The following is a 24,414-nucleotide window of genomic DNA, read 5'->3' on the forward strand; positions in this document are numbered from 1 at the left end:
CAGTCTTCTTAGGTCTAGCCACGGCTGCCGGGCAGCCGTGTCCGGTGATAGTCAACGCACCCGCACATAGGTGCCGGGTGCAGCCTCCATGGTGGGGTACTTGGCATTGCCGAGGGCCAACTGGCTGTCCTTCAGGGCGCCGGAGCGTGCCTGGAGCCATTCCAGCCATTGCGGCCACCAGCTGCCCTGTACCTGCTTGCCATCGTAGTACCAGGCACGCGGGTCGCTGCTCAGCTTGAGGTTATCGATGTAGTTGGCCTTGGGGTTGCCTGGCGGGTTGAGGATGCTCTGGATATGGCCGCTGTTGGACAGCACGAAGCGGCGCTCTCCCCCCAGCAGCAGCGTCGAGCGATAGACCGCGTCCCACGGCGTGATGTGGTCGTTGATGCCACCGACACTGAAACTGTCGACCGTGACTTTCTGCAGGTCGATGGGCGTGCCACAGACCTCCAGCCCACCGGGGTGGCTGAGCGGGTTGTGCTTGAACAGATCCAGCAGGTCGCCATGCAGGGCGGCCGGCAGACGGGTGTGGTCGTTGTTCCAGTAGAGGATGTCGAAGGCCGGCGGCTCCTTGCCCAGCAGGTAGTTGTTGACCCAGTAGTTCCAGATCAGGTCGTTGGGCCGCATCCAGGCGAACACCTTGGCCATGTCGCGGCCATCCAGCACACCTTGCTGGTAGGAACGGCGCTTGGCGGCCTCGAGGGTCTGTTCGTCAACGAACAGGGTCGCCGGGGTATCCAGCCGGCTGTCGAGCAGGCTGACCAGGTAGGTGGCGCTGGCGACCCGGCGCAGTTGGCGCTTGCTCAGCAGGTAGCCCTGCAGGGCGGCGATGGTCAGGCCTCCGGCACAGGCACCGACCAGGCTGACCTCGCGGCTGGCGGTAATGCTCCGGCAGACGTTCATGGCCTCTTCCACTGCCTCGACGTAGGTCGAAAGCCCCCACTCGCGGTGGCGGATGTCGGGGTTGCGCCAGCTGATGATGAACACCTGCAGGCTGTTCTTCAGGGCGTATTGCACCAAGCTGTTGGCTGGGCTCAGGTCGAAGATGTAGTACTTGTTGATCTGCGGCGGCACGATCAGCAGTGGCTTGGCGTACTGCTTTTCGCTCATGGGCCGGTACTGGATCAGCTCCAGCACCTCGTTGCGAAACACCACCGAACCCTGGGTGACGGCGAGGGTCTTGCCGACCTCGAAGGAGTGCTTGGTGACCTGGCTGGGCAGGCCGTTGTTGTGCAGCATGTCGTTGAAGAGATGGCTGATGCCGCGCACCAGGCTGTTGCCGCCGGAGTTGAACAGCTCCTTGATCGCCAGCGGGTTCAGCAGGGTATTGGACGGCGCCACGGCATCGTTGAGCAGGTTGAAGACGAAGTGTGCCCGGGCGCGGTCGTCGTCGTTCATCCGGCTGTCGTCGATCCAGTGCCGGACCTGGGTCTGCCAGGCCAGGTAGGCTTGCAGTCCACGCCGGTAGAACGGGTTCAGGCTCCACGCCGGGTCGCGGAAGCGTGGGTCACGCGGGCATGGCTGGTGCGGTGTCTCGCCGAGCAGCACCTTGCCCAGCTGGTTGCCCAGGGCGATCGCATGCCTGGCCGTGTGCACCGGATTGCGCAGGCCATGGGTGGCGACATTGCGCAGGGTGGAAAACAGATCCTGGCCACGCAGACCGGTGATCGCACTCTGTACATGGGTGGGCGCAGCGGGCGCGGGGAGCGCCCCCGTCGCTGATTTTTCTGGCATGAATCAACACTCCTTCGTCATCAAGCTGATCAACCGTTACATCGCGCCAGCCCGGGACGGTCCTCTGCCCGGTGCTGTTGTGCCCTGTCGACGTCCTGCCGCAGGGCGCCTGGCGGACAGGCCGCCTCAGGTGCTCTTGAATGGCGCCGGCTGCGGATGCATGACGGCCCGCTGACGTTCTTCCTGGAGGAACTTCATGATGATGGGCGCCACGGCTTCGGCACGGGTGATCAGGAACAAATGGCCGTCATCGATTATGTGTAGCTGGGCATTGGGAATACGCCAGGCCAGCAGGCGCATATTGATCAGCGGAATGAGCGGATCATCGTCGCCGGCCAGGACCAGGGTCGGCTGGCGGATCTTGTGCAACCAGTGGATGCTGGTCCAGCCGAGCCCGGCGAACAATTGCCAGTAGTAGCCCAGCTTGCCGGCCGAGCGCACCTTGGCGGCGTGTTCGGCGGCCAGGTGCGGATCGCGGCGGAAGGCACCGCCGTAGATGGTCGGGGCGATGCGGATGACGTGGGATGGCTGGATGTAGCGGCGCGGGCTGGCCATGTTCCAAAGCACCTTGGGCTTGCCTGGAACCATGATCGCCCCGGCAGCGGTAGCGGCCAGGATCAGCTTCTTGCAGCGCTCCGGATAGTCATGGGCGAACTGCTGGGCCAGTGCCCCGCCCCAGGACACGCCGACTGCGTTGACCTGGCCATAGTCCAGGTAGTCGAGCATCCGCGCACTGAGCTTGGCCAGTCCGGGAAAACGATAGGGACGGTTTGGCGTGGACGAGCCACCGACGCCGGGGACGTCGAAGGCGATCACTTCCAGGTCCGGGTCCAGCGCCTGGACGAACGGAAACACCAGCTCCAGGTTGGCGCCGATGCCGTTGAAGATCAACAGCGGCGTCAGGTGTGGCTTGCCGGGGCGAACCGCGGTACGGATGGTCTGGCCGTCCAGCTCGATGGTTTTGAAAATGAACGGTTGCGGCATACTGCAAGCCCTGTGGTTGAGTCGGCTTTCTGCTTCGACACTGCCCTCTGCAGGAGTATGGCTTGCCTGCGAATGCGGCCGCGAGACCGCTGAAAGCTTCGCGGGCAAGCCACGCTCCTACAAGAAGGAAGTCGGTCTAGCGCTCGTGCACGTAAGTGCCCGGCGCCGCCTCGGCCGGTGGGTGCGCCTTGTTGCCCAGGCTGGTCGGTGCCTTCTTCAGCTTGCCCGAGCGGGCCGCCAGCCACGCCTGCCAATGCAGCCACCAGGAGTCGGTATGCTTGGTGGAGTTCTCCTGCCAGTCCTCGGCCCTGGCCGGCATTTCGTCGTTGGTCATGTAGCGGGACTTGGGGTTGCCAGGCGGGTTGAGGATGCTCTGGATATGTCCGCTGCTCGAGAGCACGAATTCGACCTTGCCGCCGAACAATTGCGCCGACTTGTAGCAGGACTTCCAGGGGGTGATGTGATCGTTGGTACCGGCCAGGGCGAAGATGTCGGCGTCGACTTTCTTCAGGTCGATCGGCGTGCCGCACACTTCCAGGGCATCGGCGCGTACCAGTGGGTTGTTCTTGAACATTTCGATCAGGTCACCGTGAAATGCGGCGGGCAGGCGGGTGGTGTCGTTGTTCCAGAACAGGATGTCGAAGATCGGCGGCTCGTTGCCCAGCAGGTAGTTGTTGACCCAGTAGTTCCAGATCAGGTCGTTGGGGCGCATCCAGGCGAACACCTTCGCCATGTCGCTGCCCTCCAGTACGCCCTGCTGGTACGAGTGGCGCTTGGCGGCCTCGAGGGTCTGTTCGTCGACGAACAGTGCGACCTGGGTGTCCAGGGTGGTATCGAGCACACTGACCAGCAGGGTCAGGGAGCTGACCTTCTTCTCGCCAAGGGCCGCGTAATGACCGAGCAGGGCGGTGCAGGTGATGCCACCGGAGCAGGCGCCGAGCATGTTGAGGTCCTTGCTGCCGGTGATCGCGCAGACCACGTCGACGGCCTCCTTGAGCGCCTCGATGTAGGTCGACAGGCCCCACTCGCGCTGCGCCTTGGTCGGGTTGCGCCAGCTGATGATGAAGGTCTGCTGGTGGCTGCGCAGGCAGAAACGCGCCAGGCTCTTGTCCGGGCTGAGGTCGAAGACGTAGAACTTGTTGATCTGTGGCGGCACCACCAGCAGTGGACGCTCATGCACCTGTTCGGTGGTCGGTCCGTACTGGATCAGTTCCAGCACGTCGTTGCGAAACACCACCGCGCCTTCGCTGGTGCCGAGGTTCTTGCCGACCTCGAAGGCGCTCATGTTGACCTGGCTGGGCATGCCGCCGTTGTGCACCAGGTCCTTGGCGAGGTTCGACAGGCCGTCGAGCAGGCTCTTGCCGCCGGTCTCGAAGAAACGCTTGATCGCCGCCGGGTTGGCTGCGGTGTTGGTCGGGGCCATGGCCTCGGTCAGCAGGTTGATGACGAAGTGCCCGCGGCTGATGTCCTGGGGCGAGAGCGAGCTGTCGTCGATCCAGTCATGGAGTTCCTTGCGCCAGGCCAGGTAGGTTTGCAGGTAACGTTTGTAGAGCGGGTTCTGGCTCCAGGCCGGATCGACGAAGCGGCGGTCGTCGCTTTCCGGTTGCAGCTCGGATTTGCCGAACAGCACGTTCTTCAGTTCGACGCCGAAATGGGCGACGTGCCTGGCGCTGTGAATGGGTTGCCGGAGGGTCTGGGCCAATACCATTCGTGCAGAAGTCAGAAGATCCTTTCTACGCAAGCCGACGACGGGGTTCAGGCCCAGGGTATTTTCCGAGGCCTGACGCTTGAGGTCATCGTTGTTCTTGTCACTCATCTACGACGCTCCATTGTCCTGAGACGAGTACCGGGTAAACACTGTGCGACCAGGCACAACGAATGCCAAGTACTGCTGCTCGGGTGACCGGTTGATTGCGCATCGTTAAATGCACGGGACTTGCCAAGTCCATTGGTTACCCGAGTTTAATTTTTTTCGCAAGCGGGCCGAACGTCAGCCGCTGCTTCCGGGTATTGGATCAGAACAGATTAGAAAATACGCCCCAAATGGCAAGGTGACCGTTCCAGAGGCCTGTGTGGCGAATTCGCACAGGTCGCTAGAGCATCAGCTTGACGATCGACTCGGAAGGGTCGCGGGATTTTCCGGCTGCCTTGAGTTCGGCAAGATACTCGGCCCACAAGTCATCCTGACGACAGGCGAGTTGATAGAGGTAGTCCCAGGTGAACAGGCCGCTGTCATGGCCGTCGTCGAAGGTCAGTTTCAGTGCGTACTGGCCGGCGGGTTCGAGCTTGCTCAGGCCGACGTTGAGCTTGCCGAACTGCAGGATCGGCTGGCCGTGGCCCTGGACCTCGGCGGAGGGGGAGTGCACCCGCAGGAACTCGGCGGGCAGGTGGTATTCCTCGTTCGGACCGTACTTGAGGGTCAGGGTCTTCGAGGCTTTGTGCAGGTTGATGGCGGTGGGAATTCGGGTAGTCATGACGAGCGCGGACCTGTCGATGTAAGAGCCTTCCCCCTCTTTTTTTGTGGGAGCGGGCTTGCCTGCGAAGCTTTTGGGCGGCCTTCAGGGCCCCTTCGCGGGCAAGCCCGCTCCCACGGAAAAGAGGGGGAGCGGTATTTCTTACAGGATATACCGCGACAGGTCTTCGTTCTGCGCCAATTCGCCGAGGTGGCTGTTGACGTAGTCGGCGTCGATCCGCAGTGGCTCGGCGCCCTGGGCTCCGGCCATGTCACCCGCGCTGAACGAGACTTCCTCGAGCAAGCGCTCCAGCAGCGTGTGCAGGCGACGGGCACCGATGTTCTCGGTCTTCTCGTTGACCTGCCAGGCGATCTCCGCCAGGCGCTTGATGCCCTCCGGCTGGAATTCGATGTTCAGGCCTTCGGTCTTCAGCAGTTCGCGATACTGCTCGGTCAGCGACGCGTGCGGCTCGCTGAGGATGCGCTCGAAGTCTTCCGGGCTCAGCGCCTTGAGTTCGACACGGATCGGCAGGCGGCCTTGCAGCTCGGGAACCAGGTCGCTCGGCTTGCTCAGGTGGAACGCACCGGAAGCGATGAACAGGATGTGGTCGGTCTTGACCATGCCCAGCTTGGTATTGACGGTGCAGCCTTCGATCAGCGGCAGCAGGTCGCGCTGCACGCCTTCACGGGACACATCGGCGCCGCCGACATTGCCGCGCTTGGCGACCTTGTCGATCTCGTCGATGAACACGATACCGTTCTGCTCGACCGCCTCGAGGGCCTTGGCCTTGAGTTCCTCGTCGTTGACCAGGCGTCCGGCTTCCTCGTCGCGTACCAGCTTGAGCGCTTCCTTGACCTTGAGCTTGCGGCTCTTGCGCTTGCCCTTGCCCATGTTGGCGAACAGGCTCTGCAACTGGTTGGTCATCTCTTCCATGCCGGGTGGCGCGGAGATATCGACGCCGGTGTTCTCGGCGACTTCGATCTCGATCTCCTTGTCGTCCAGCTGGCCTTCGCGCAGGCGCTTGCGGAACAGCTGGCGGGTGTTGGAGTCCTGGGCCGGTGCGGCTTCCTCGTTGAACCCGGAGCGGGCCGGAGGCAGCAGGGCGTCGAGAATGCGTTCCTCGGCAGCGTCCTCGGCACGGTGACGGACCTTGACCATCTCCTGCTCGCGCAGCAGCTTGATCGCGGCATCCGCCAGGTCGCGGATGATCGATTCGACGTCGCGCCCGACATAACCGACTTCGGTGAACTTGGTCGCTTCGACCTTGATGAACGGGGCGTTGGCCAGCTTGGCCAGGCGCCGGGCGATTTCGGTCTTGCCGACGCCGGTTGGGCCGATCATCAGGATGTTCTTGGGCGTGACTTCAACGCGCAGCTCTTCAGGGAGCTGCATGCGGCGCCAACGGTTGCGCAGGGCAATGGCGACAGCGCGCTTGGCATCGTCCTGGCCGATGATATGGCGGTTGAGTTCGTGGACGATCTCGCGGGGAGTCATGGACATGATATGTGGGGCCTCAAGCGGTAGGGGTCAGGGTGGGCACAGGTCTGGCACTCCTTATTCCGCGAGGTCCTGCTCCTCAATAGTGAAGTGGTGATTGGTGAATACGCAAATGTCGCCGGCAATCCCGAGGGCGGTCTCGACGATTTCGCGGGCCGACAGGTCGGTCTTCTTCAGCAGGGCGCTGGCGGCGGCCTGGGCATAGTTGCCGCCTGAGCCCATGGCGATCAGGCCATGTTCCGGCTCGACCACGTCGCCGTTGCCGGTGATGATCAGCGAAGCGTCCTTGTTGGCAACCGCCAGCATGGCTTCCAGGCGGCTCAGGGAACGGTCGGTACGCCATTCCTTGGCCAGTTCGACGGCGGCACGGACCAGGTGGCCCTGGTGTTTCTCGAGCTGGCCCTCGAAACGTTCGAACAGGGTGAAGGCGTCGGCGGTGGCACCGGCGAAACCGGCGAGAACCTGGCCGTGGTAGAGACGGCGGACCTTCTTGGCGTTGCCTTTCATGACGGTATTGCCGAGGGAAACCTGGCCGTCGCCACCCATGACGACTTTGCCGTGGCGGCGAACTGAAACGATGGTGGTCAAGGGAGTGTCTCCACGCAGCGGGGCGAAAATGCCTGATGGAAACTCATATGGGGGTCGTGGAGGGATTTTCAACCTTGGGTAGGGTTGAGGGACAAGCGGTGTAGGGCGGATGTGCACAACTCTGTGGGAAAGGGCCCTCACAGAGGAAGGGCTGCGGGGCTCCGAGTGGGTTGGAAGCCCGCAGCGTTTCGGCAGGTCAGCGGCTCTGGCGTTGTTGTAACAACAGATTGCTGAAGCCGCTGGCGGCCAGCTGTTTCTGTGCCGTGGTCAGTTGTTCGCGGTTGCTGAACGGACCGACCAGGACCCGATACCAGGTCTCGTCCTTCACCGTACCGGACTCGACCGAGACCGCCTGGCCGAGCAGGATGATCTGCGCGCGGACCTTGTCGGCATCGGCTTCCTTGCGGAACGAGCCAGCCTGCAGGAAGAACTTCGTCACCGCCGCCGGCTCTGCCTTGGCCACCGGTGGTGGCGGTGGCGGGGTGATCCCGGCCAGCGCCGCCTGGGCTCGCGCAGTGTCGATCTTGGCCGCTTCGGCCGGGGTCACCGGGGTTTGCGGGGTCGGCACGGTCTGCGGCGTCGGCAGGGTTTTCTCCGGCACGGCTTCCGGCGGCACGATGACTTCCGATTCCGGCAGCAGCGTGTAGAAGTCGTACTTGGGCTTCACCGGTTGGGTCGGGCTTGGCGGCGTCTTGTTGGCCTCGGCGATCCGGGTCGCCTTTTGCTGTTCCTGCTTGACCCGCTTGACGTCGTCCCCCTTGCCCGGCTCCAGTTTCATCAGGAACACGATGAAGGCGCCGACGCCGAGCCCGATGGCCAGCCACAGCCAGCCCGGGATCGGTTTTTTCTCGGGGGCCTGGTAGCGGCTGGCGCCGCGTTTCGGTGCGGGTTTTTTCTTCGCGGCCAACTTACATGCGCTCCAGGGTTTCCAGGCCCAGCAGCTCCAGGCCTTGCTTGAGGGTGCGACCGCTCAGGGCCGCCAGGCGCAGGCGGCTCTGCATGCGGGCCGGGGTGTCGGCGCTGAGGATCGGGCAGTTCTCGTAGAAGCTGGAGAACAGGCCGGCGACATCGTACAGGTAGGTGCAGAGGATGTGCGGCGTGCCTTTCTCGGCGACGCTATTGAGCACTTCGCAGAACTGCGCCAGCTTCGCCGCCAGTTCCTGTTCGTGGGCGGCTTCGAGCACGATCTGGCCGTCGACTTCGCTGAAGTCCTTGCCCAGCTTGCGGAACACGCCGGATACGCGGGTGTAGGCGTACAGCAGGTAAGGTGCGGTATTGCCTTCGAAGTTCAGCATCAGGTCGAAGTTGAAGCTGTAGTCGCTGGTGCGGTGCTTGGACAGGTCGGCGTATTTCACCGCGCCGATGCCCACGACGCGGGCGATCTCGCGCAGTTCGGCCTCGGCCAGGTCCGGGTTCTTTTCCTTGACCAGGTTGTAGGCCCGCTCGCGGGCCTCGGTCAGCAGGTCGATCAGCTTGACCGTGCCACCGTCGCGGGTCTTGAACGGACGGCCATCGGCGCCGTTCATGGTGCCGAAACCCATGTGCTCCATTTCCATCGGGTGGGTCACGAAGCCGGCCTTGCGGGCCACGGCGAACACCTGCTGGAAGTGCAGGGCCTGGCGCTGGTCGACGAAGTACAGAGCGCGGTCGGCCTTGAGCTGGCGGCTGCGGTAGCGCACGGCGGCCAGGTCGGTGGTGGCATAGAGGTAGCCGCCGTCGGCCTTGACGATGATCACTGGCAGCGGTTCGCCTTCGGCGTTCTTGAACTCGTCGAGGAACACGCACTGGGCGCCATTGCTTTCGACCAGCATGCCGGCGGCCTTGAGGTCGTTGACCACGTTGATCAGGTCATCGTTGTAGGCGCTTTCACCCATGACGTCGGCCATGGTCAGCTTGACGTTGAGCAGTTCGTAGATCTTCTGGCAGTGGGACAGCGAAATGTCCTTGAAACGGGTCCACAGGGCCAGGCATTCGGCGTCGCCGGCCTGCAGCTTGACCACCAGGCCACGGGCGCGGTCGGCGAATTCGGGCGACTCGTCGAAGCGCTGCTTGGCGGCGCGGTAGAAGTTCTCCAGGTCCGACAGCTCGTCGCTGGTGATCGGGTTTTCCTGCAGGTAGGCCATCAGCATGCCGAACTGGGTGCCCCAGTCGCCGACGTGGTTCTGGCGGATCACGGTGTCGCCGAGGAACTCCAGGACTCGCGCCACGCCGTCGCCGATAATGGTCGAGCGCAGGTGACCGACGTGCATTTCCTTGGCCAGGTTCGGTGCCGACAGGTCGACCACGGTGCGCTGGGCCGCGCCGGCCTTGCGTACGCCGAGTCTGGCATCGGTCAGGGCGGCATCCAGGCGCGAGGCCAGGGCCTGGGTGTTCTGGAAGAAGTTGATGAAGCCAGGGCCGGCGATTTCCGCCTTGCTGACGTTCTCGTCGGCCGGCAGGGCGGCGATCAGCTTTTCCGCCAGGTCGCGCGGTTTCAGGCCGGCCGGCTTGGCCAGCATCATGGCGATGTTGCTGGCGAAGTCACCGTGGGTCTTGTCACGGGTATTCTCGACCTGGATCGCCGGCGTCAGGCCTTCAGGCAACACACCTTCGGTGACGAGTTGGGTGAGGGCTTGCTGGATCAGCTGGCGAATGGTGTCTTTCATGGTCTTCTCTTTCGACCGCGTGCGCGGCGGCGCCCAAGGCGCAGGTTGAAAAACTGGGCATTATCCGTTGCCGGGGCGAGCTTGCCAACCGGTTGCGGACTTGTGGTGTGCTTGAGGGCCCCTTCGCGGGCAAGCCACGCTCCTACAGGTCCGTGCCGTACACGAGTTTTGTGCTCGACGCCGACCTTGTAGGAGCGGGCGGGCGGCGATCCGACTTGCCCGCGAAAGGGTCATCCCGGTCAATACAGATCCACCGGATCGACATCCAGCGACCATCTGACCTGGCGCCCGCCAGGCATCTGTTCCAATACCAGCAACCAGTGGCTCAGCAGGCGATGCAGCGGCGCGCGGGCGTTGGCCTGCAGCAGCAGTTGCGCGCGGAAGCGCCCGGCGCGGCGTTCCATCGGGGCCGGGACCGGCCCCAGCAGCTCGATGCCGCCCAACTCCATTTCCGCCAGCAGGCGTTCGGCCTCGCTGCAGGCCTCGTCGAGAAAGCCCTCGGCCTGCCCCGGCTTGTGGGCTTCGGCGCGCAACAGGGCCAGGTGTGCGAACGGCGGCAGGCCGGCGGCACGGCGCTCGCTCAGGGCCTGCTCGGCGAAGGCGAAATAGCCCTGTTCGGTCAGTTGTACCAGCAGCGGATGATCGGCCAGGTGGGTCTGGATGATCACCTTGCCCGGCTCCTCGGCGCGCCCGGCCCGGCCTGCGACCTGGACGATCAGCTGGGCCATGCGCTCGCTGGCGCGGAAGTCGCCGGAGAACAGGCCGCCGTCGGCGTCGAGGATCGACACCAGGGTCACCCGGGGGAAGTGATGGCCCTTGGCGAGCATCTGCGTGCCCACCAGGATGCACGGCTGGCCTTTCTGGATGGTCGCGAACAGCTGGTTCATCGCATCCTTGCGCGACGTGCTGTCGCGGTCGACCCGCAATACCGGGTAGTCGGGGAACAGGATCGCCAGGCGCTCCTCGGCCCGTTCGGTCCCGGCGCCGACCGGGCGCAGGTCGACCTTGCCGCATTGCGGGCAATTGCGCGGTACCCGCTCGACGTTGCCGCAATGGTGGCAGCGCAGTTCGCCGTAGCGCTGGTGCACGGTCATGCGCGCATCGCAGCGCGAGCATTCGGACATCCAGCCACAGTCGTGGCACAGCAGCGTCGGCGCGAAGCCGCGGCGGTTGAGGAACACCAGCACCTGCTGGCCGGCGGCGAGGGTCTGGCCGATGGCCTGTTGCATGGGGCCGGAGATGCCGCTGTCCAGTGGGCGGCTTTTTACGTCCAGGCGCAGGAAACGTGGCTCCTTGGCGCCGCCGGCGCGCTGGGTCAGGCGCAGCAGCCCGTAGCGACCGATATGGGCGTTGTGCAGGCTTTCCAGGGATGGCGTGGCGGAGCCCAGCACGATCGGGATGTTTTCCTGGCGGGCGCGCACCAGCGCCAGGTCGCGGGCGTGATAGCGCAGGCCTTCCTGCTGTTTATAGGAGCCGTCGTGTTCCTCGTCGATGATGATCAGCCCGGGGTTCTTCATCGGCGTGAACAGCGCCGAGCGGGTGCCGATGATGATGTCGGCCTCGCCGTCCCGTGCCGCCAGCCAGGCATCCAGGCGTTCGCGATCGTTGACGGCCGAGTGCAGCAGGGCGATCCGGGCATTGAAGCGCTGTTCGAAGCGCGCCAGGGTCTGTGGGCCGAGGTTGATCTCGGGGATCAGCACCAGGGCCTGCTTGCCGGCCTCGAGGGTTTCGCGGATCAGTTGCAGGTAGACCTCGGTCTTGCCGCTGCCGGTGACGCCGGCCAGCAGGAAGGCATGAAAGCTGTCGAAGCCGGCGCGGATCGCCGTGCAGGCGGCGCGCTGCTCCTCGTTGAGCGGCAGTTCCGGTTGTGCCAGCCAGTGTTCATGGCGCTCGCCCGGTGCATGGCGGCGGATTTCCACTTGCACCAGCTCCTTGGCCAGCAGCAGGTCGAGACTGTCCTTGCTCAGTTGCAGCTTGCCCAGCAGTTGGTGGGCCACGCCGTGGGGGTGCTGGGCCAGGGTGGCGAGCGCCTCGCGCTGGCGTGGTGCCCGGGCGATGCGCGGGTCGTCGAGGCGTGCGCCGGGTGTCATCGACCAGAAACGCTCCTGGCGAGCCTCGGCAGGCTCGCCCTGACGCAGCAGCACGGGCAGGGCCCAGCTCAGGGTGTCGCCAAGGCTGTGCTGGTAGTACTGGGCGGTCCACAGGCACAGCTTGAACAGCTCTGGTGGCAGTGGCGGATTGGTGTCGAGCAGGGCCAGTGCCGGCTTGAGCTTTTCGGCCGGGACTTCGCTGTGCTCGGCGACCTCCACCAGGATGCCGATCATTTCCCGTCGCCCGAAAGGAACCCGTAGTCGCATGCCCGGGTGCAAGGCACCGCGCGGCACGCCCTTGGGCGCCTGGTAATCGAACAGGCGGCGCAGGGGTGAAGGCAGGGCGAGGCGCAGGATGGCTTCGGACACGCGGTGATCCCGGATAATGGCGATGAAGAAGGGCGCGAGCCTAGCAGACGACTGGTGTCGGTGACAGCTTGCTTCATTCTGCAAGGGTGGTATGATCGCCGGCTAAATTACGTGCGGTGTTCAACAATAGTGTTGGGCGGCGGCACGCTAGCCGAGGAAGTCACCATGAAACCAGACGTTCATCCAGAATACCCAGTCGTTGCTGTGACCTGCAGCTGCGGCAACAAGTTCGAAACCCGTTCGACCTTCGCCAAGCCTCTGGCAATCGACGTGTGCAACGAGTGCCACCCGTTCTACACCGGTAAGCAGAAGACTCTGGACACCGGCGGCCGCGTTCAGAAGTTCGCCGATCGTTTCGGTGCATTCGGTGCGAAGAAGGCCTAAGGCTTTTTTCCGGGCGGCCTGAATGGCTGTCCCACGCTGATGAAGAAGGCGCTCCTTGTGAGCGCCTTTTTTGTGGGCGCAAGGTTGCTTGTCTGGTGGCCATCGGCAGGGCAGGTTCGTGCCGGCTGCTATTCTTGAAGTGATCGGGGGATGATCAAGCTGGCCTTTCGAGAAAAATTGTAGACACTTTTAATCTCGATTGTGAACAGTTGGCGCCTTGTATTCCGTGGCTCTTGGGCCAAAGTCGTAGGTTGCGACCCTTGACACCGGTGACTGGTCAGTCTTGTGAGGACTTTGCGACACGCGTATCCTCGGCGGTCCGTCTGTCCCACAGTAAAAAGCGGAATGCCCATATGTCAGATCTGAAAACTGCCGCTCTCGAGTATCATGCCAATCCTCGTCCGGGGAAGCTGAGCGTCGAGCTCACCAAAGCCACCGCTACTGCCCGCGACCTGTCGCTGGCCTACAGCCCTGGTGTTGCCGAGCCCGTACGTGAAATCGGCCGCGATCCCGAGTTGGCCTACAAGTACACTGGCAAGGGCAACCTGGTTGCGGTCATTTCCGATGGCACCGCGATCCTCGGCCTGGGCAACCTCGGCCCGCTGGCCTCCAAGCCTGTAATGGAAGGCAAGGGCGTGTTGTTCAAGCGCTTCGCCGGCATCGACGTGTTCGACATCGAAGTCGACTCGGAAAGCCCGCAAGCCTTCATCGACACCGTCAAGCGCATTTCCATCACCTTCGGTGGTATCAACCTGGAAGACATCAAGGCACCCGAGTGCTTCGAGATCGAGCGCGCGCTGATTGAACAGTGCGACATCCCGGTGTTCCACGATGACCAGCACGGTACCGCGATCGTCACTGCAGCCGGCATGATCAACGCCCTGGAAATCGCCGGCAAGACCCTGCCGGAAGCCAAGATCGTCTGCCTGGGTGCCGGTGCTGCCGCGATCTCCTGCATGAAGCTGCTGGTCAGCATGGGTGCGAAGATCGAGAACATCTACATGATCGACCGCAGTGGCGTCATCCACTCCGGCCGTGACGACCTGAACCAGTACAAGGCGGTCTTCGCCCACGCGACCGACAAGCGTACCCTGGCTGATGCCCTGGAAGGCGCTGACGTATTCGTCGGCCTGTCCGGTCCTAACCTGCTGAGCGCTGAAGGCCTGAAGTCGATGGCGGCCAACCCGATCGTGTTCGCCTGTTCGAACCCTGATCCGGAAATCGCCCCGGCGCTGGCCCACGCTACCCGTAGCGACGTGATCATGGCCACCGGTCGTTCGGACTTCCCGAACCAGGTCAACAACGTCCTGGGCTTCCCATTCATCTTCCGTGGCGCCCTGGACGTTCGCGCCAAGCGTATCAACGAGGAGATGAAGATCGCCGCTGCCAACGCGCTGAAAGACCTGGCCAAGCTGCCGGTTCCGAAGGAAGTGTGCGAGGCCTACGGGGTTGATTCGCTGGAATTCGGTCGTGAGTACATCATTCCGAAGCCATTGGATGCCCGCCTGATCACCGTGATCTCCGATGCCGTGGCCAAGGCTGCGATCGAGACCGGTGTGGCGACCCTGCCGTATCCGAAGCACTACCCGCTGAAAAGCGTGGATGACGTGTTCAACGGCTAAGCCGCTGTAGCGTCAAATGAAAAGCCCCGGCTCGTGAGAGCCGGGGCTTTTTTGTGGCGGGTGATATTGCCTATGGTGCAGGCTGCTCGGTGTGGCGAGCGGGCTTGCCCGCGCTGGGTGCAAAGCACCCCAAAACCTGCGGGTTGCGCCGTCTCAGGCGATACGGGTTGCCTGGGCTGCGGCTGCGTTGCAGCCGAGCGCGGGCAAGCCCGCTCGCCACAAAACCTGCTCTTGTCCCGAGAGTTCGGCTTTCATCACGGTAAACCTGCTGACCGCTGTCAGCAGGCTTTTCTCGAGCGATTGGCTGCTCCGTAGGGTGTCGAGGCTGCTTGATGTGGCGAGCGGGCTTGCCCGCGCTGGGGTGCAAGGCACCCCTGAAGCCTGCTGGTTGCGTCAGTTCAGGAGACACGGCCTGCCTGAGTTGCGGCTGCGTTGCAGCCGAGCGCGGGCAAGCCCGCTTGCCACAAAACCTGCTCTTATCCCGAGAGTTCGGCTTTCATCACGGTAAACCTGCTGACCGCTGTCAGCAGGCTTTTCTCAAGCGATTGGCTGCTCCGTAGGGTGTCGAGGCTGCTTGATGTGGCGAGCGGGCTTGCCCGCGCTGGGGTGCAAGGCACCCCTGAAGCCTGCTGGTTGCGTCAGTTCAGGAGACACGGGCTGCCTGAGTTGCGGCTGCCTTGCAGCCGGGCGCGGGCAAGCCTGCTCGCCACAAGCGCCCGCCTATCAGGCGTGTCCACCCCCCCATTGTTGGAGGAGTCATTCCCGTCTGGTCAGAACAGGTCGATCGGTGCCGATTCGTCCGCTGGCAGCGGGCTGCCAGGGGCGCTGCCGCCGGTGCCCAGTTCGTTGACCGACGGTGGCGTGTCTTCGCTCTTGAACAGTTCGAAGTAGGCGTTCGGTGTGCCGGGTACTGCTGCACGCCCGCTGACCGGATCGACCCGCAGGCTGAGGATGCCTTCCGGTTCGGCCTGGGTGTGCGCAGGCTTGTCCTTGAGCGCGGCGCCCATGTAGTCCATCCAGATCGGCAGCGACACGGTGCCACCGAACTCGCGACGGCCAAGGCTTTCCGGCTGGTCGAAACCGGTCCAGACAGTGGTCACGTAGTCGGCGTTGTAGCCGCTGAACCAGGCATCCTTGGAGTCGTTGGTGGTACCGGTCTTGCCGGCCAGGTCGCTGCGGCCCAGGGCCAGGGCGCGGCGGCCGGTGCCGAGCTTGATCACGTCCTCGAGCATGCTGTTGAGGATGTAGGTGGTGCGCCCGTCGACGATGCGCTCGGCGACTGCCGGGGCTTGGGCGGCGGGCGCCGGGCCTTCGCTGCTGCCGTTGATGGTGAAGGTCGAATGGCTCGGTGCCGCGATACCGCTGCTGGCGGCCATGCCGGTCGGTACGCTCGGCGGGTTGGCGACGAACAGGGTCTCGCCATTGCGGCTTTCGATCTTGTCGATCAGGTACGGCGTGATCTTGTAGCCGCCGTTGGCGAAGGTGCTCCAGCCGGTGGCGATTTCCATCGGCGTCAGGGTCGCGGTACCCAGGGCCAGGGACAGGTTGCGCGGCAGGTCCTGCTTGTTGAAGCCGAAGCGGGTGATGTAGTCGATGGTCTTGTCGACGCCCAGGCTCTGCAGCAGGCGGATCGAGACCAGGTTGCGCGACTTGTACAGCGCTTCGCGCAGGCGGATCGGGCCGAGGAAGGTGTTGGTGTCGTTCTTCGGCCGCCAGACCTTGTCCAGGTACTCGTCGACGAACACGATCGGTGCGTCGTTGACCAGGCTGGCCGGGGTGTAGCCGTTGTCCAGGGCCGCGCTGTAGATGAACGGCTTGAAGCTCGAACCCGGCTGGCGCTTGGCCTGCATGGCGCGGTTGTAGTTGCTCTGCTCGAAGGCGAAGCCACCGACCAGGGCGCGAATGGCGCCGTTCTGCGGGTCAAGCGAGACCAGGGCGCTTTGGGCGGACGGGATCTGGCTGAACTTGAGGCTGTTGTCGGCCTGGCGTTGCACGCGGATCAGGTCGCCGACCTGGGCGACGTCCGCCGGCTGTTTCGGCACGGCACCGATGCTGTTGGTGTTCAGGTAGGGGCGGGCCCACTTCATGCTGTCCCAGGCCACGGTTTCGGTGCCGTTGCGGGTCAGTACGTGCAGTGCGTTCTTGTCCACCTGGGTAACGATCGCCGGCTCCAGCCCGCTGATGGTGCGCTGCTTGCTCAGCTCGAGGTTCCAGGCTTCGCGGGTCTTGCCCGGCAGGCGCGACTCCGGGCCGCGGTAGCCATGGCGCTGGTCATAGGTGATCAGGCCTTCCTGGACGGCGTGGTTGGCCAGCTCCTGCAGGTTGCTCGGCACCGTGGTGGTGACGCGGAAACCCTCGGTGTAGGCGTCGCTGCCATAGCGGCCGACCATTTCGGCGCGGGCCATCTCGGCAATGTAGGGGGCGTTCACTTCCGGCGTCGGTACGTGATAGCTGGCGTTCATCGGCTCGGCGAGGGCGGCCTGGTAGGCGGCTTCGTCGATCTTGCCCAGCTTGTACATGCGGCCAAGAATCCAGTCGCGGCGCTCCTTGGCCCGTACCGGGTTGGCCAATGGGTTGAAGCGCGACGGCGCCTTGGGCAGGCCGGCGATCGTGGCCATCTGGGCCAGGCTGATGTCGCGGATCGACTTGCCGTAATAAACCTGTGACGCGGCCTCGATACCGTAGGCGCGGTTACCCAGGTAGATCTTGTTCACGTACAGCTCGAGGATTTCGTCCTTGGTCAGTTGGCGTTCGATCTGCAGGGCCAGGAGAATCTCGTTGGTCTTGCGCGAGAAGCTACGCTCACTCGACAGGAAGAAGTTCTTCGCCACCTGCATGGTGATGGTGCTGCCGCCGGACTGGATATGCCCGCTCTTGACCAGTTGGGTCGCGGCGCGCATCAGGCTGCTGGGGTCGACGCCATAGTGATTGGCGAAGTTGTCGTCTTCGGCGCTCAGCAGGGCGTTGATGAAGTTCGGGGGGATGTCGGCGAAGCGGATGGGAGAGCGACGCATTTCGCCAAATTCTGCTATCAGTTTGCCGTCACTGGTGTAGACCCGCAGCGGAATCTGCAACTGGATGCTTCGCAGCGCCTCCACGGATGGCAGGCCCGGACTAAGATAGAGAAACGCGCCGCTCAGGACGAGCAGAAGCCCGCAGAATACGGCGACGATAGACCACCCGAAAAACTTCAGCAGACGAATCAAGGCTTGTGGATTTCCAGATAAAAGAATGAGTTAGGCGTCAGGCTAGATTCACGGCAAGCGCTGGTTCGACGACTCGGAGAAAAGCGTGGGGCATTATAAGCATTTTTGGCCTTGAGCGTCATTTGCGCTTATGTCAAGACTGCTATTAAATGCCCTTCATCATAAAGGGTCCGTAAGTCGCGGATAGTAATAGGGAATCGGTAGTGCTTGGACTCTTCGGCAAAAAAGCGCATTCGCTCCTGGGGATAGACATCAGTTCGACCTCGGTCAAACTCCTCGAATTGAGCCGCTCGGGCAATCGATATCGGGTCGAGTCCTATGCCGTGGAGCCGCTGCCGCCCAATGCCGTGGTCGAGAAGAACATTGCCGAGCTGGAGGGGGTCGGCCAGGCCCTCACCCGCGTGTTGCTCAAGGCGCGGACCAGTGCGCGCGAGGCCGCGGTGGCCGTGGCCGGTTCCGCCGTCATCACCAAGACCATCGAGATGGATGCCGGGCTCTCCGACGACGACATGGAGAACCAGCTCAAGATCGAAGCCGACCAGTACATTCCCTATCCGCTGGAGGAAGTCGCCATCGACTTCGAGGTCCAGGGCTATTCGGCGCGCAACCCCGAGCGTGTCGAGGTACTGCTGGCCGCCTGTCGGAAAGAAAACGTCGAAGTGCGCGAGGCGGCGCTCGGCCTGGCCGGGCTCGATGCCCGGGTGGTCGATGTCGAGGCCTATGCACTGGAGCGCTCCTTCGGCCTGCTGGCCTCCCAACTGGCGATCGACCACGACAGGCTGACGGTCGCGGTGGTCGACATCGGTGCGACCATGACCACCCTCAGTGTCCTGCACAACGGGCGGATCATCTATACCCGCGAGCAGTTGTTCGGCGGGCGCCAGCTCACCGAGGAAATCCAGCGCCGCTATGGCCTGTCCAACGAGGAGGCCGGCCTGGCGAAGAAGCAGGGTGGCCTGCCCGACGACTATGTCGTCGAGGTTCTGCAGCCGTTCAAGGAAGCCCTGGTCCAACAGGTTTCGCGTTCCCTGCAGTTCTTTTTCGCCTCGGGCCAGTACAACGATGTCGACTACATCCTGCTGGCTGGCGGTACCGCCTCGATTGCCGGGCTCGACCACCTGATCCAGCAGCGCCTGGGGACGCCGACCATGGTCGCCAACCCGTTCGCCGACATGGCGTTGAGCAGCAAGGTCAATGCCGGGGCGCTGGCCAGTGACGCGCCGGCCCTGATGATCGCCTGTGGCCTGGCGTTGAGGAGTTTTGACTGATGGCACGGATCAACCTTCTCCCCTGGCGCGAACAGCTGCGCGAAGAGCGGCGCAAGCGCTTTCTGACGGCGCTGGTCGGGGTGCTGGTGGCCTCGGTCGGCATTGTCCTGATCGCCGACCAGTACATCAGCCGTTCCATCGACCAGCAGGTGGCGCGCAACGCCTACATGAACAAGGAAATCGCCCAGCTCGACTCGCGGATCAAGCAGATCAGCGAACTGAAGGCGCGTCGCCAGCAACTGATCGAGCGGATGAAGATCATCCAGGACCTGCAGGGCAATCGTTCGATCAGCGGGCGGATCTTCGATCAGTTGACGCGAACCCTGCCCGACGGTGTGTATTTCACGGACGTGAAGATGACGGGCAAGGTCATTGCGATCACCGGTGCGGCGGAGTCCAACAACCGGGTTTCGGACCTGATGCGTAATCTCGAAGCGTCCGAATGGCTCGAGGCTCCCAGCCTGACCGAGGTCAAGGCGACCACCAGCGGGACGGTCGATCAGGCCAACGTGTTCCAGTTGAGCGTTCGCCAGACCCAGCCTCCGGTTGCGGGGGCTGCCAAATGAATATCTCCGAACGCCTGGAGAACCTGCGCAAGATCGATCTTGCCGATCTTGACCTGCAGAACATCGGTTCCTGGCCGATTGCGGTCAAGGTGGTTTGCGCAATCTTCGTCGCGCTGCTGGTGTTGATGCTGGGTTACTTCGGCTATATCAAGGACCTGACCGGGCAACTGGACCAGCAGCAGGCCACCGAGATCACCCTCAAGGAGCAGTTCGCGACCAAGGCGCACCTGGCGGCGAACCTCGAGGCCTATACCCAGCAGATGAGTGACATGGAGGCGTCTTTCGGTGCGCTGCTCAAGCAACTGCCCAGCGATACCGAAGTGCCGGGGCTGCTGGAAGACATCACGCGCACCGGGCTTGGCAGCGGGCTGGAGTTCGAGGAGATCAAGCTGCTGCCGGAGGTGACGCAGCAGTTCTATATCGAGCTGCCGATCCAGATCACCGTCACGGGGGCCTATCACGACCTGGCCACTTTCGTCAGTGGCGTGGCCAGCCTGCCACGGATCGTCACCCTGCATGATTTCGAGATCAGGCCGGTGGCCGAGGGCAATGGCAACAAGCTGCGCATGAGCATTCTCGCCAAGACCTATCGCTACAACGACAAGGGGCTGCAGAAATGATCGGCGTGCGCGGGTTGTGCGTGGGGCTGCTGACGCTGCTGCTGGCCGGTTGTGGCGGGGGCAATGATTTCGGCGACCTCGATGCCTATATGCGCGAGGTGCGCGCGCGGCCGGCCGGCAACATCGAGCCGACGCCGAAGTTCCAGTCCTATGAGGCCTTTACCTACCGTGCCGCATCGTTGCGCAGCCCGTTCCAGCCGCCGGTCAAGATCGACCTGGCGAATCGCCAGAAGGGTTCGCGTGAGGTCAAGCCGGATCCGAACCGGACCAGGCAGTTCCTCGAAGGCTTCAATATCGAACAGTTCGAGATGGTTGGCACCCTTTCCAATGCCAGCGGCACCTACGCCTTGTTGCGTGGTGCGGGTGGCGTTCATCGATTGAAAGTGGGCGATTACCTGGGGCGTAACGAAGGTCATATCGTGGCCATCACCGACTCCCAGGTCGAAGTGATCGAAATCGTTCCGGACGGCGAAGGCGGCTGGCTGGAGCGACCTCGCACTATCCCCTTGAAAGAGCACTCATAGTGGAACTCGATATGAACCGGATCCTTTCCTCCCTCGGCATTTCGCTATGGATGGCGCTGGTGTCGCCGATGGTGTTCGCGGCCAACCTCAAGACCCTCGACGTGGCGGCTCTGCCAGGGGATCGGGTCGAGCTCAAGCTGGCCTTCGACGGCGCGCCGCCAGCCCCGCACGGCTACACCACCGAGCAGCCGGCGCGGATCGCCCTGGACCTGACCGGTGTGGCCAGCCAACTGGCCACGCGGACCCGCGACCTGGGCGTGGGTAATGCGCGCAGCGTGACCGTGGTCGAGGCCAAGGATCGTACCCGGCTGATCATCAACCTGACCAAGCTGGCGCCCTACAACACCCGAATCGATGGCAACAACCTGTTCGTGGTGGTCGGCCAGGGGGCGGCGCCCGTTGCGTCGAGCCAGGCTGCCAGCGCCCGTCCGGTGGCTGCGGCGGCACAGCCTGCGCGGGTTGCACCGAAACCCTACGTGCCGGTGGGCAAGGCCATTCGCAGTGTCGACTTCCAGCGGGGCGAGCAGGGCGAGGGCAATGTGGTCATCGAACTCTCCGATCCGTCCATCAGCCCTGATATCCAGGAAAAAGGCGGCAAGATCAGCGTGGATTTCCCTCGTACCCAGTTGCCTGAGCCGCTGCGCGTACGCCTGGACGTGAAGGATTTCGCCACGCCGGTGCAGTATGTCAACGCCACGGCTTCCGCCGATCGGGCGAGCATTTCCATCGAGCCGGGCGGTGCCTTCGACTATTCGACCTACCAGACCGACAACAAGCTGACCATCAGCGTCCGTCCGCTGACCGTCGACGACCTGCAGCGGCGCAATGCGGAGCGTTTCGTCTACACCGGTGAAAAGCTCTCGCTCAACTTCCAGGACATCGACGTCCGCTCGGTGCTGCAACTGATCGCCGACTTCACCAACCTGAACCTGGTGGCCAGCGACACGGTGCAGGGCGGGATCACCCTGCGCCTGCAGAACGTGCCATGGGACCAGGCGCTGGACCTGGTGCTCAAGACCAAGGGCCTGGACAAGCGCAAGATCGGCAATGTGCTGCTGGTGGCGCCGGCGGACGAGATCGCCGCGCGTGAGCGCCAGGAGCTGGAGTCGCAGAAGCAGATCGCCGAGCTGGCACCGCTGCGGCGTGAGCTGCTGCAGGTCAACTACGCCAAGGCGGCGGACATCGCCAAGCTGTTCCAGTCGGTGACCAGTGCCGAGAGCAAGGGTGACGAGCGCGGTTCGATCACCGTGGATGAACGCACCAACAACATCATTGCCTACCAGACCCAGGAACGTCTCGATGAGCTGCGGCGAATCGTGGCGCAGTTGGACATTCCGGTGCGCCAGGTGATGATCGAGGCGCGCATCGTCGAAGCCAACGTCGGCTATGACAAGCAGTTGGGCGCCCGTTGGGGCGGCAGCATCTCCGGTGGCAACTGGAAGACCAACGGCGGCTCGCCGACGCTGTCCAAACTGACCGGCCAGAGCAGCAGCACACCGTTCGTCGACCTGGGTGCAACCTCGGCAACGTCCGGCATCGGTATCGGCTTCGTCACCGACAACACCATCCTCGACCTGGAACTGAGCGCGATGGAGAAGACCGGCAACGGTGAAGTCGTGTCGCAACCGAAGGTGGTGACTTCCGACAAGGAAACCGCGAAGATCCTCAAGGGTACGGAGATCCCGTACCAGGAATCGAGTTCCAGCGGTGCCACCTCGGTCTCCTTCAAGGAGGCGTCGCTGTCTCTCGAGGTCACGCCGCAGATCACCCCGGACAACCGGATCATCATGGAAGTGAAGGTCACCAAGGATGAGCCGGACTACCAGAACGTGCTCAACAACGTGCCGCCGATCAAGAAGAACGAAGTCAACGCCAAGGTGCTGGTCAACGACGGTGAAACCGTGGTGATCGGTGGCGTGTTCTCGAATACTCAGAGCAAGACCGAAGAGAAGGTGCCATTTCTGGGCGATGTGCCGTATGTTGGGCGCCTTTTCCGTCGGGACATCGTCTCGGAAGCAAAATCCGAGCTGCTGGTATTCCTGACTCCGCGTATCATGAATAACCAGGCGATTGCTGTGAGTCGTTGATTCTGTGCGAAATTTGATTCTTGTTGGGCCTATGGGGGCTGGAAAGAGCACCATAGGCCGATTGTTGGCCAAAGAGCTGCGCCTGCCTTTCAAGGATTCCGATAAGGAAATTGAATTGCGCACCGGCGCGAATATCCCGTGGATCTTCGACAAGGAAGGCGAACCGGGCTTCCGTGATCGCGAACAGGCCATGATTGCCGAGCTGTGCGCCAGCGACGGTGTGGTCCTGGCCACGGGCGGTGGTGCGGTGATGCGCGACGAAAACCGTCAGGCACTGCACGCCGGTGGGCGAGTGGTCTACCTGCATGCTTCGGTGGAGCAGCAGGTGGGGCGTACGGCCCGCGACCGCAACCGGCCCCTGCTGCGTACCGCCGATCCGGCGAAGACGCTGCGCGAGCTGCTGGCAATCCGTGACCCGCTCTACCGGGAAATCGCCGATCTGGTGGTGGAAACCGATGAGCGGCCACCGCGAATGGTCGTGCTGGACATCCTTGAGCGCTTGCAGCAGCTACCTCCCCGTTAAAGCTCGCGCAGAAATGCGCTATTCTCGACGCCCGCCATGCCCGCTCGCGGTCATGGCCCAAGGCCATTGGGTCGCGCCGGAAACGGGCGCCGCCAACAATCGTTAATCCTGGGATTGGACGCCCGCGTCCATCTTCACTGTGGGGACACATGCAGACACTTAAGGTCGATCTTGGCGAGCGTAGCTATCCGATCCATATTGGCGAAGGGTTGCTGGACCAACCCGAGCTGCTGACGCCGCACATTGCCGGTCGGCAAGTCGCAATCGTCTCCAACGCCACCGTCGCTCCGCTCTATCTCGAACGCCTGAGCCGCAGCCTGGGAGCCTACTCGGTGATCTCGGTGGTGCTGCCCGACGGCGAAGCCTTCAAGAACTGGGAAACCCTGCAACTGATTTTCGACGGCCTGCTGCAAGCCCGTCACGACCGCCGGACCACCATCATCGCCCTGGGTGGCGGGGTCATCGGTGACATGGCCGGTTTCGCTGCGGCCTGTTACCAGCGCGGAGTGGATTTTATCCAGGTACCGACTACCTTGTTGTCGCAGGTCGATTCGTCGGTGGGCGGCAAGACCGGTATCAACCACCCGCTGGGCAAGAACATGGTCGGTGCGTTCTACCAGCCGAACGCGGTGCTGATCGACACGGCGACCCTCAAGACGCTGCCGGCCCGCGAGCTGTCGGCCGGCTTGGCGGAAGTCATCAAGTACGGGCTGATCTGCGACGAGCCCTTCCTGACCTGGCTGGAAGAGCATGTCGACGCCCTGCGGGCCCTGGACCAGAAGGCCCTGACCGTGGCGATCGAGCGTTCCTGCGCGGCCAAGGCGGCCGTGGTCGGCGCCGATGAGCGCGAATCCGGCGTGCGCGCCACGCTCAACCTCGGGCACACCTTCGGCCACGCCATCGAAACCCACATGGGCTATGGTGTCTGGCTGCACGGCGAGGCGGTGGCGGCGGGAACGGTGATGGCGCTGGAAATGTCCGCGCGCCTGGGCTGGATCAGCGAGGCCGAGCGCGATCGTGGTATTCGCCTGTTCCAGCGTGCCGGTTTGCCGGTCATTCCTCCCGAGGAAATGACCGAGGCCGATTTTCTCGAACACATGGCGGTTGACAAGAAAGTGATCGACGGTCGCATGCGCCTGGTGCTGTTGCGCCGCATGGGCGAAGCCGTGGTGACCGACGATTATCCGAAAGAGGTTCTACAGGCCACGCTGGGTGCGGACTACCGCGCCCTGGCTCAGCTTAAAGGTTGATTAG

19 protein-coding genes are annotated in these 24,414 nt (G+C 63.3%); 9 read left to right on the forward strand and 10 right to left on the reverse strand.

The genetic code is table 11. The features are described 5' to 3' along the window. Positions 1–51: 51 nt before the first annotated feature. The 9 genes from phaC (HU752_RS02960) to HU752_RS03000 form a co-directional block, all read right to left on the reverse strand. On the reverse strand, positions 52–1,734 hold the full coding sequence (gene phaC, locus HU752_RS02960) for a class II poly(R)-hydroxyalkanoic acid synthase (RefSeq protein WP_186687247.1): 1,683 nt from the start codon (positions 1,732–1,734) through the stop codon (positions 52–54). 126 nt (positions 1,735–1,860) lie between these two features. Continuing rightward, entirely contained in the window at positions 1,861–2,718 is an 858-nt protein-coding gene (gene phaZ / locus HU752_RS02965; protein ID WP_186687245.1) for a poly(3-hydroxyalkanoate) depolymerase, read from the reverse strand. 136 nt (positions 2,719–2,854) lie between these two features. Continuing rightward, positions 2,855–4,534, reverse strand: coding sequence for a class II poly(R)-hydroxyalkanoic acid synthase (gene phaC, locus HU752_RS02970; RefSeq protein WP_186687242.1), 1,680 nt, complete (start codon positions 4,532–4,534; stop codon positions 2,855–2,857). Between the two features lie 277 nt (positions 4,535–4,811). Beyond that, complete coding sequence (locus HU752_RS02975) at positions 4,812–5,192, reverse strand: gamma-butyrobetaine hydroxylase family protein (RefSeq protein WP_186687239.1); 381 nt, start codon at positions 5,190–5,192, stop codon at positions 4,812–4,814. Between the two features lie 141 nt (positions 5,193–5,333). Further along, complete coding sequence (gene hslU, locus HU752_RS02980; protein WP_186687235.1) at positions 5,334–6,671, reverse strand: ATP-dependent protease ATPase subunit HslU; 1,338 nt, start codon at positions 6,669–6,671, stop codon at positions 5,334–5,336. A 54-nt stretch (positions 6,672–6,725) separates the two neighbouring features. Next, positions 6,726–7,256, reverse strand: a complete 531-nt coding sequence (hslV, locus tag HU752_RS02985) for an ATP-dependent protease subunit HslV (RefSeq protein WP_017901757.1) — start codon at positions 7,254–7,256, stop codon at positions 6,726–6,728. Positions 7,257–7,452: 196 nt separating this feature from the next. Next, positions 7,453–8,163: an SPOR domain-containing protein gene (locus tag HU752_RS02990; RefSeq protein ID WP_186687232.1), complete on the reverse strand. Its 711-nt coding sequence runs from the start codon at positions 8,161–8,163 to the stop codon at positions 7,453–7,455. 1 nt (position 8,164) lies between these two features. After that, positions 8,165–9,901 (reverse strand): arginine--tRNA ligase, encoded by a 1,737-nt coding sequence (gene argS, locus HU752_RS02995; protein ID WP_186687229.1) that lies wholly within the window; start codon positions 9,899–9,901, stop codon positions 8,165–8,167. Between the two features lie 239 nt (positions 9,902–10,140). Then, positions 10,141–12,360 (reverse strand): primosomal protein N', encoded by a 2,220-nt coding sequence (locus tag HU752_RS03000; RefSeq protein WP_186687226.1) that lies wholly within the window; start codon positions 12,358–12,360, stop codon positions 10,141–10,143. Positions 12,361–12,525: 165 nt separating this feature from the next. Between HU752_RS03000 and rpmE the strand changes: the two genes are divergently transcribed. Both rpmE and HU752_RS03010 read left to right on the forward strand, forming a co-directional pair. Further along, positions 12,526–12,744 carry a 50S ribosomal protein L31 gene (rpmE, locus tag HU752_RS03005; RefSeq protein ID WP_017901761.1) on the forward strand — a complete coding sequence of 73 codons (219 nt, stop codon included), beginning with the start codon at positions 12,526–12,528 and terminating at the stop codon, positions 12,742–12,744. Positions 12,745–13,097: 353 nt separating this feature from the next. After that, positions 13,098–14,366: a malic enzyme-like NAD(P)-binding protein gene (locus HU752_RS03010; protein ID WP_186687223.1), complete on the forward strand. Its 1,269-nt coding sequence runs from the start codon at positions 13,098–13,100 to the stop codon at positions 14,364–14,366. 770 nt (positions 14,367–15,136) lie between these two features. Here HU752_RS03010 and HU752_RS03015 read toward each other — a convergent pair. After that, complete coding sequence (locus tag HU752_RS03015) at positions 15,137–17,569, reverse strand: penicillin-binding protein 1A (protein WP_437182350.1); 2,433 nt, start codon at positions 17,567–17,569, stop codon at positions 15,137–15,139. A 206-nt stretch (positions 17,570–17,775) separates the two neighbouring features. Between HU752_RS03015 and HU752_RS03020 the strand changes: the two genes are divergently transcribed. The 7 genes from HU752_RS03020 (at position 17,776) to aroB (ending at position 24,410) form a co-directional block, all read left to right on the forward strand. Beyond that, positions 17,776–18,840, forward strand: a complete 1,065-nt coding sequence (locus HU752_RS03020) for a pilus assembly protein PilM (RefSeq protein WP_186688830.1) — start codon at positions 17,776–17,778, stop codon at positions 18,838–18,840. Then, positions 18,840–19,406 (forward strand): PilN domain-containing protein, encoded by a 567-nt coding sequence (locus HU752_RS03025; protein WP_186688832.1) that lies wholly within the window; start codon positions 18,840–18,842, stop codon positions 19,404–19,406. The genes HU752_RS03020 and HU752_RS03025 overlap by 1 nt, the downstream gene beginning before the upstream one ends. Beyond that, positions 19,403–20,026, forward strand: coding sequence for a type 4a pilus biogenesis protein PilO (gene pilO, locus HU752_RS03030; protein ID WP_186688845.1), 624 nt, complete (start codon positions 19,403–19,405; stop codon positions 20,024–20,026). Before HU752_RS03025 ends, pilO begins: the two co-directional genes overlap by 4 nt. After that, positions 20,023–20,550 carry a type 4a pilus biogenesis lipoprotein PilP gene (gene pilP / locus HU752_RS03035; RefSeq protein ID WP_186688847.1) on the forward strand — a complete coding sequence of 176 codons (528 nt, stop codon included), beginning with the start codon at positions 20,023–20,025 and terminating at the stop codon, positions 20,548–20,550. The genes pilO and pilP overlap by 4 nt, the downstream gene beginning before the upstream one ends. An 11-nt stretch (positions 20,551–20,561) precedes the next feature. After that, positions 20,562–22,637, forward strand: coding sequence for a type IV pilus secretin PilQ (locus HU752_RS03040; RefSeq protein ID WP_186688849.1), 2,076 nt, complete (start codon positions 20,562–20,564; stop codon positions 22,635–22,637). Between the two features lie 4 nt (positions 22,638–22,641). After that, the gene (aroK, locus tag HU752_RS03045) at positions 22,642–23,160 is read left to right on the forward strand and encodes a shikimate kinase AroK (RefSeq protein ID WP_186688851.1); all 519 of its coding nucleotides are present in this window, start codon (positions 22,642–22,644) and stop codon (positions 23,158–23,160) included. 149 nt (positions 23,161–23,309) lie between these two features. Beyond that, entirely contained in the window at positions 23,310–24,410 is a 1,101-nt protein-coding gene (gene aroB / locus HU752_RS03050; protein ID WP_186688865.1) for a 3-dehydroquinate synthase, read from the forward strand. The last annotated feature ends 4 nt before the right edge of the window (positions 24,411–24,414 follow it).

The sequence above is a fragment of the Pseudomonas vanderleydeniana genome (assembly GCF_014268755.2).
GTDB classification, from domain to species: Bacteria; Pseudomonadota; Gammaproteobacteria; order Pseudomonadales; family Pseudomonadaceae; genus Aquipseudomonas; species Aquipseudomonas vanderleydeniana.

Coding starts and splice junctions, on each gene's coding strand:
- phaC (WP_186687247.1), bottom strand. CDS start 1,734: ATGCCAGAAAAATCAGCGACGGGGGCGCTCCCCGCGCCCGCTGCGCCC.
- phaZ (WP_186687245.1), bottom strand. CDS start 2,718: ATGCCGCAACCGTTCATTTTCAAAACCATCGAGCTGGACGGCCAGACC.
- phaC (WP_186687242.1), bottom strand. CDS start 4,534: ATGAGTGACAAGAACAACGATGACCTCAAGCGTCAGGCCTCGGAAAAT.
- HU752_RS02975 (WP_186687239.1), bottom strand. CDS start 5,192: ATGACTACCCGAATTCCCACCGCCATCAACCTGCACAAAGCCTCGAAG.
- hslU (WP_186687235.1), bottom strand. CDS start 6,671: ATGTCCATGACTCCCCGCGAGATCGTCCACGAACTCAACCGCCATATC.
- argS (WP_186687229.1), bottom strand. CDS start 9,901: ATGAAAGACACCATTCGCCAGCTGATCCAGCAAGCCCTCACCCAACTC.
- rpmE (WP_017901761.1), top strand. CDS start 12,526: ATGAAACCAGACGTTCATCCAGAATACCCAGTCGTTGCTGTGACCTGC.
- HU752_RS03010 (WP_186687223.1), top strand. CDS start 13,098: ATGTCAGATCTGAAAACTGCCGCTCTCGAGTATCATGCCAATCCTCGT.
- HU752_RS03025 (WP_186688832.1), top strand. CDS start 18,840: ATGGCACGGATCAACCTTCTCCCCTGGCGCGAACAGCTGCGCGAAGAG.
- pilO (WP_186688845.1), top strand. CDS start 19,403: ATGAATATCTCCGAACGCCTGGAGAACCTGCGCAAGATCGATCTTGCC.
- pilP (WP_186688847.1), top strand. CDS start 20,023: ATGATCGGCGTGCGCGGGTTGTGCGTGGGGCTGCTGACGCTGCTGCTG.
- HU752_RS03040 (WP_186688849.1), top strand. CDS start 20,562: ATGAACCGGATCCTTTCCTCCCTCGGCATTTCGCTATGGATGGCGCTG.
- aroB (WP_186688865.1), top strand. CDS start 23,310: ATGCAGACACTTAAGGTCGATCTTGGCGAGCGTAGCTATCCGATCCAT.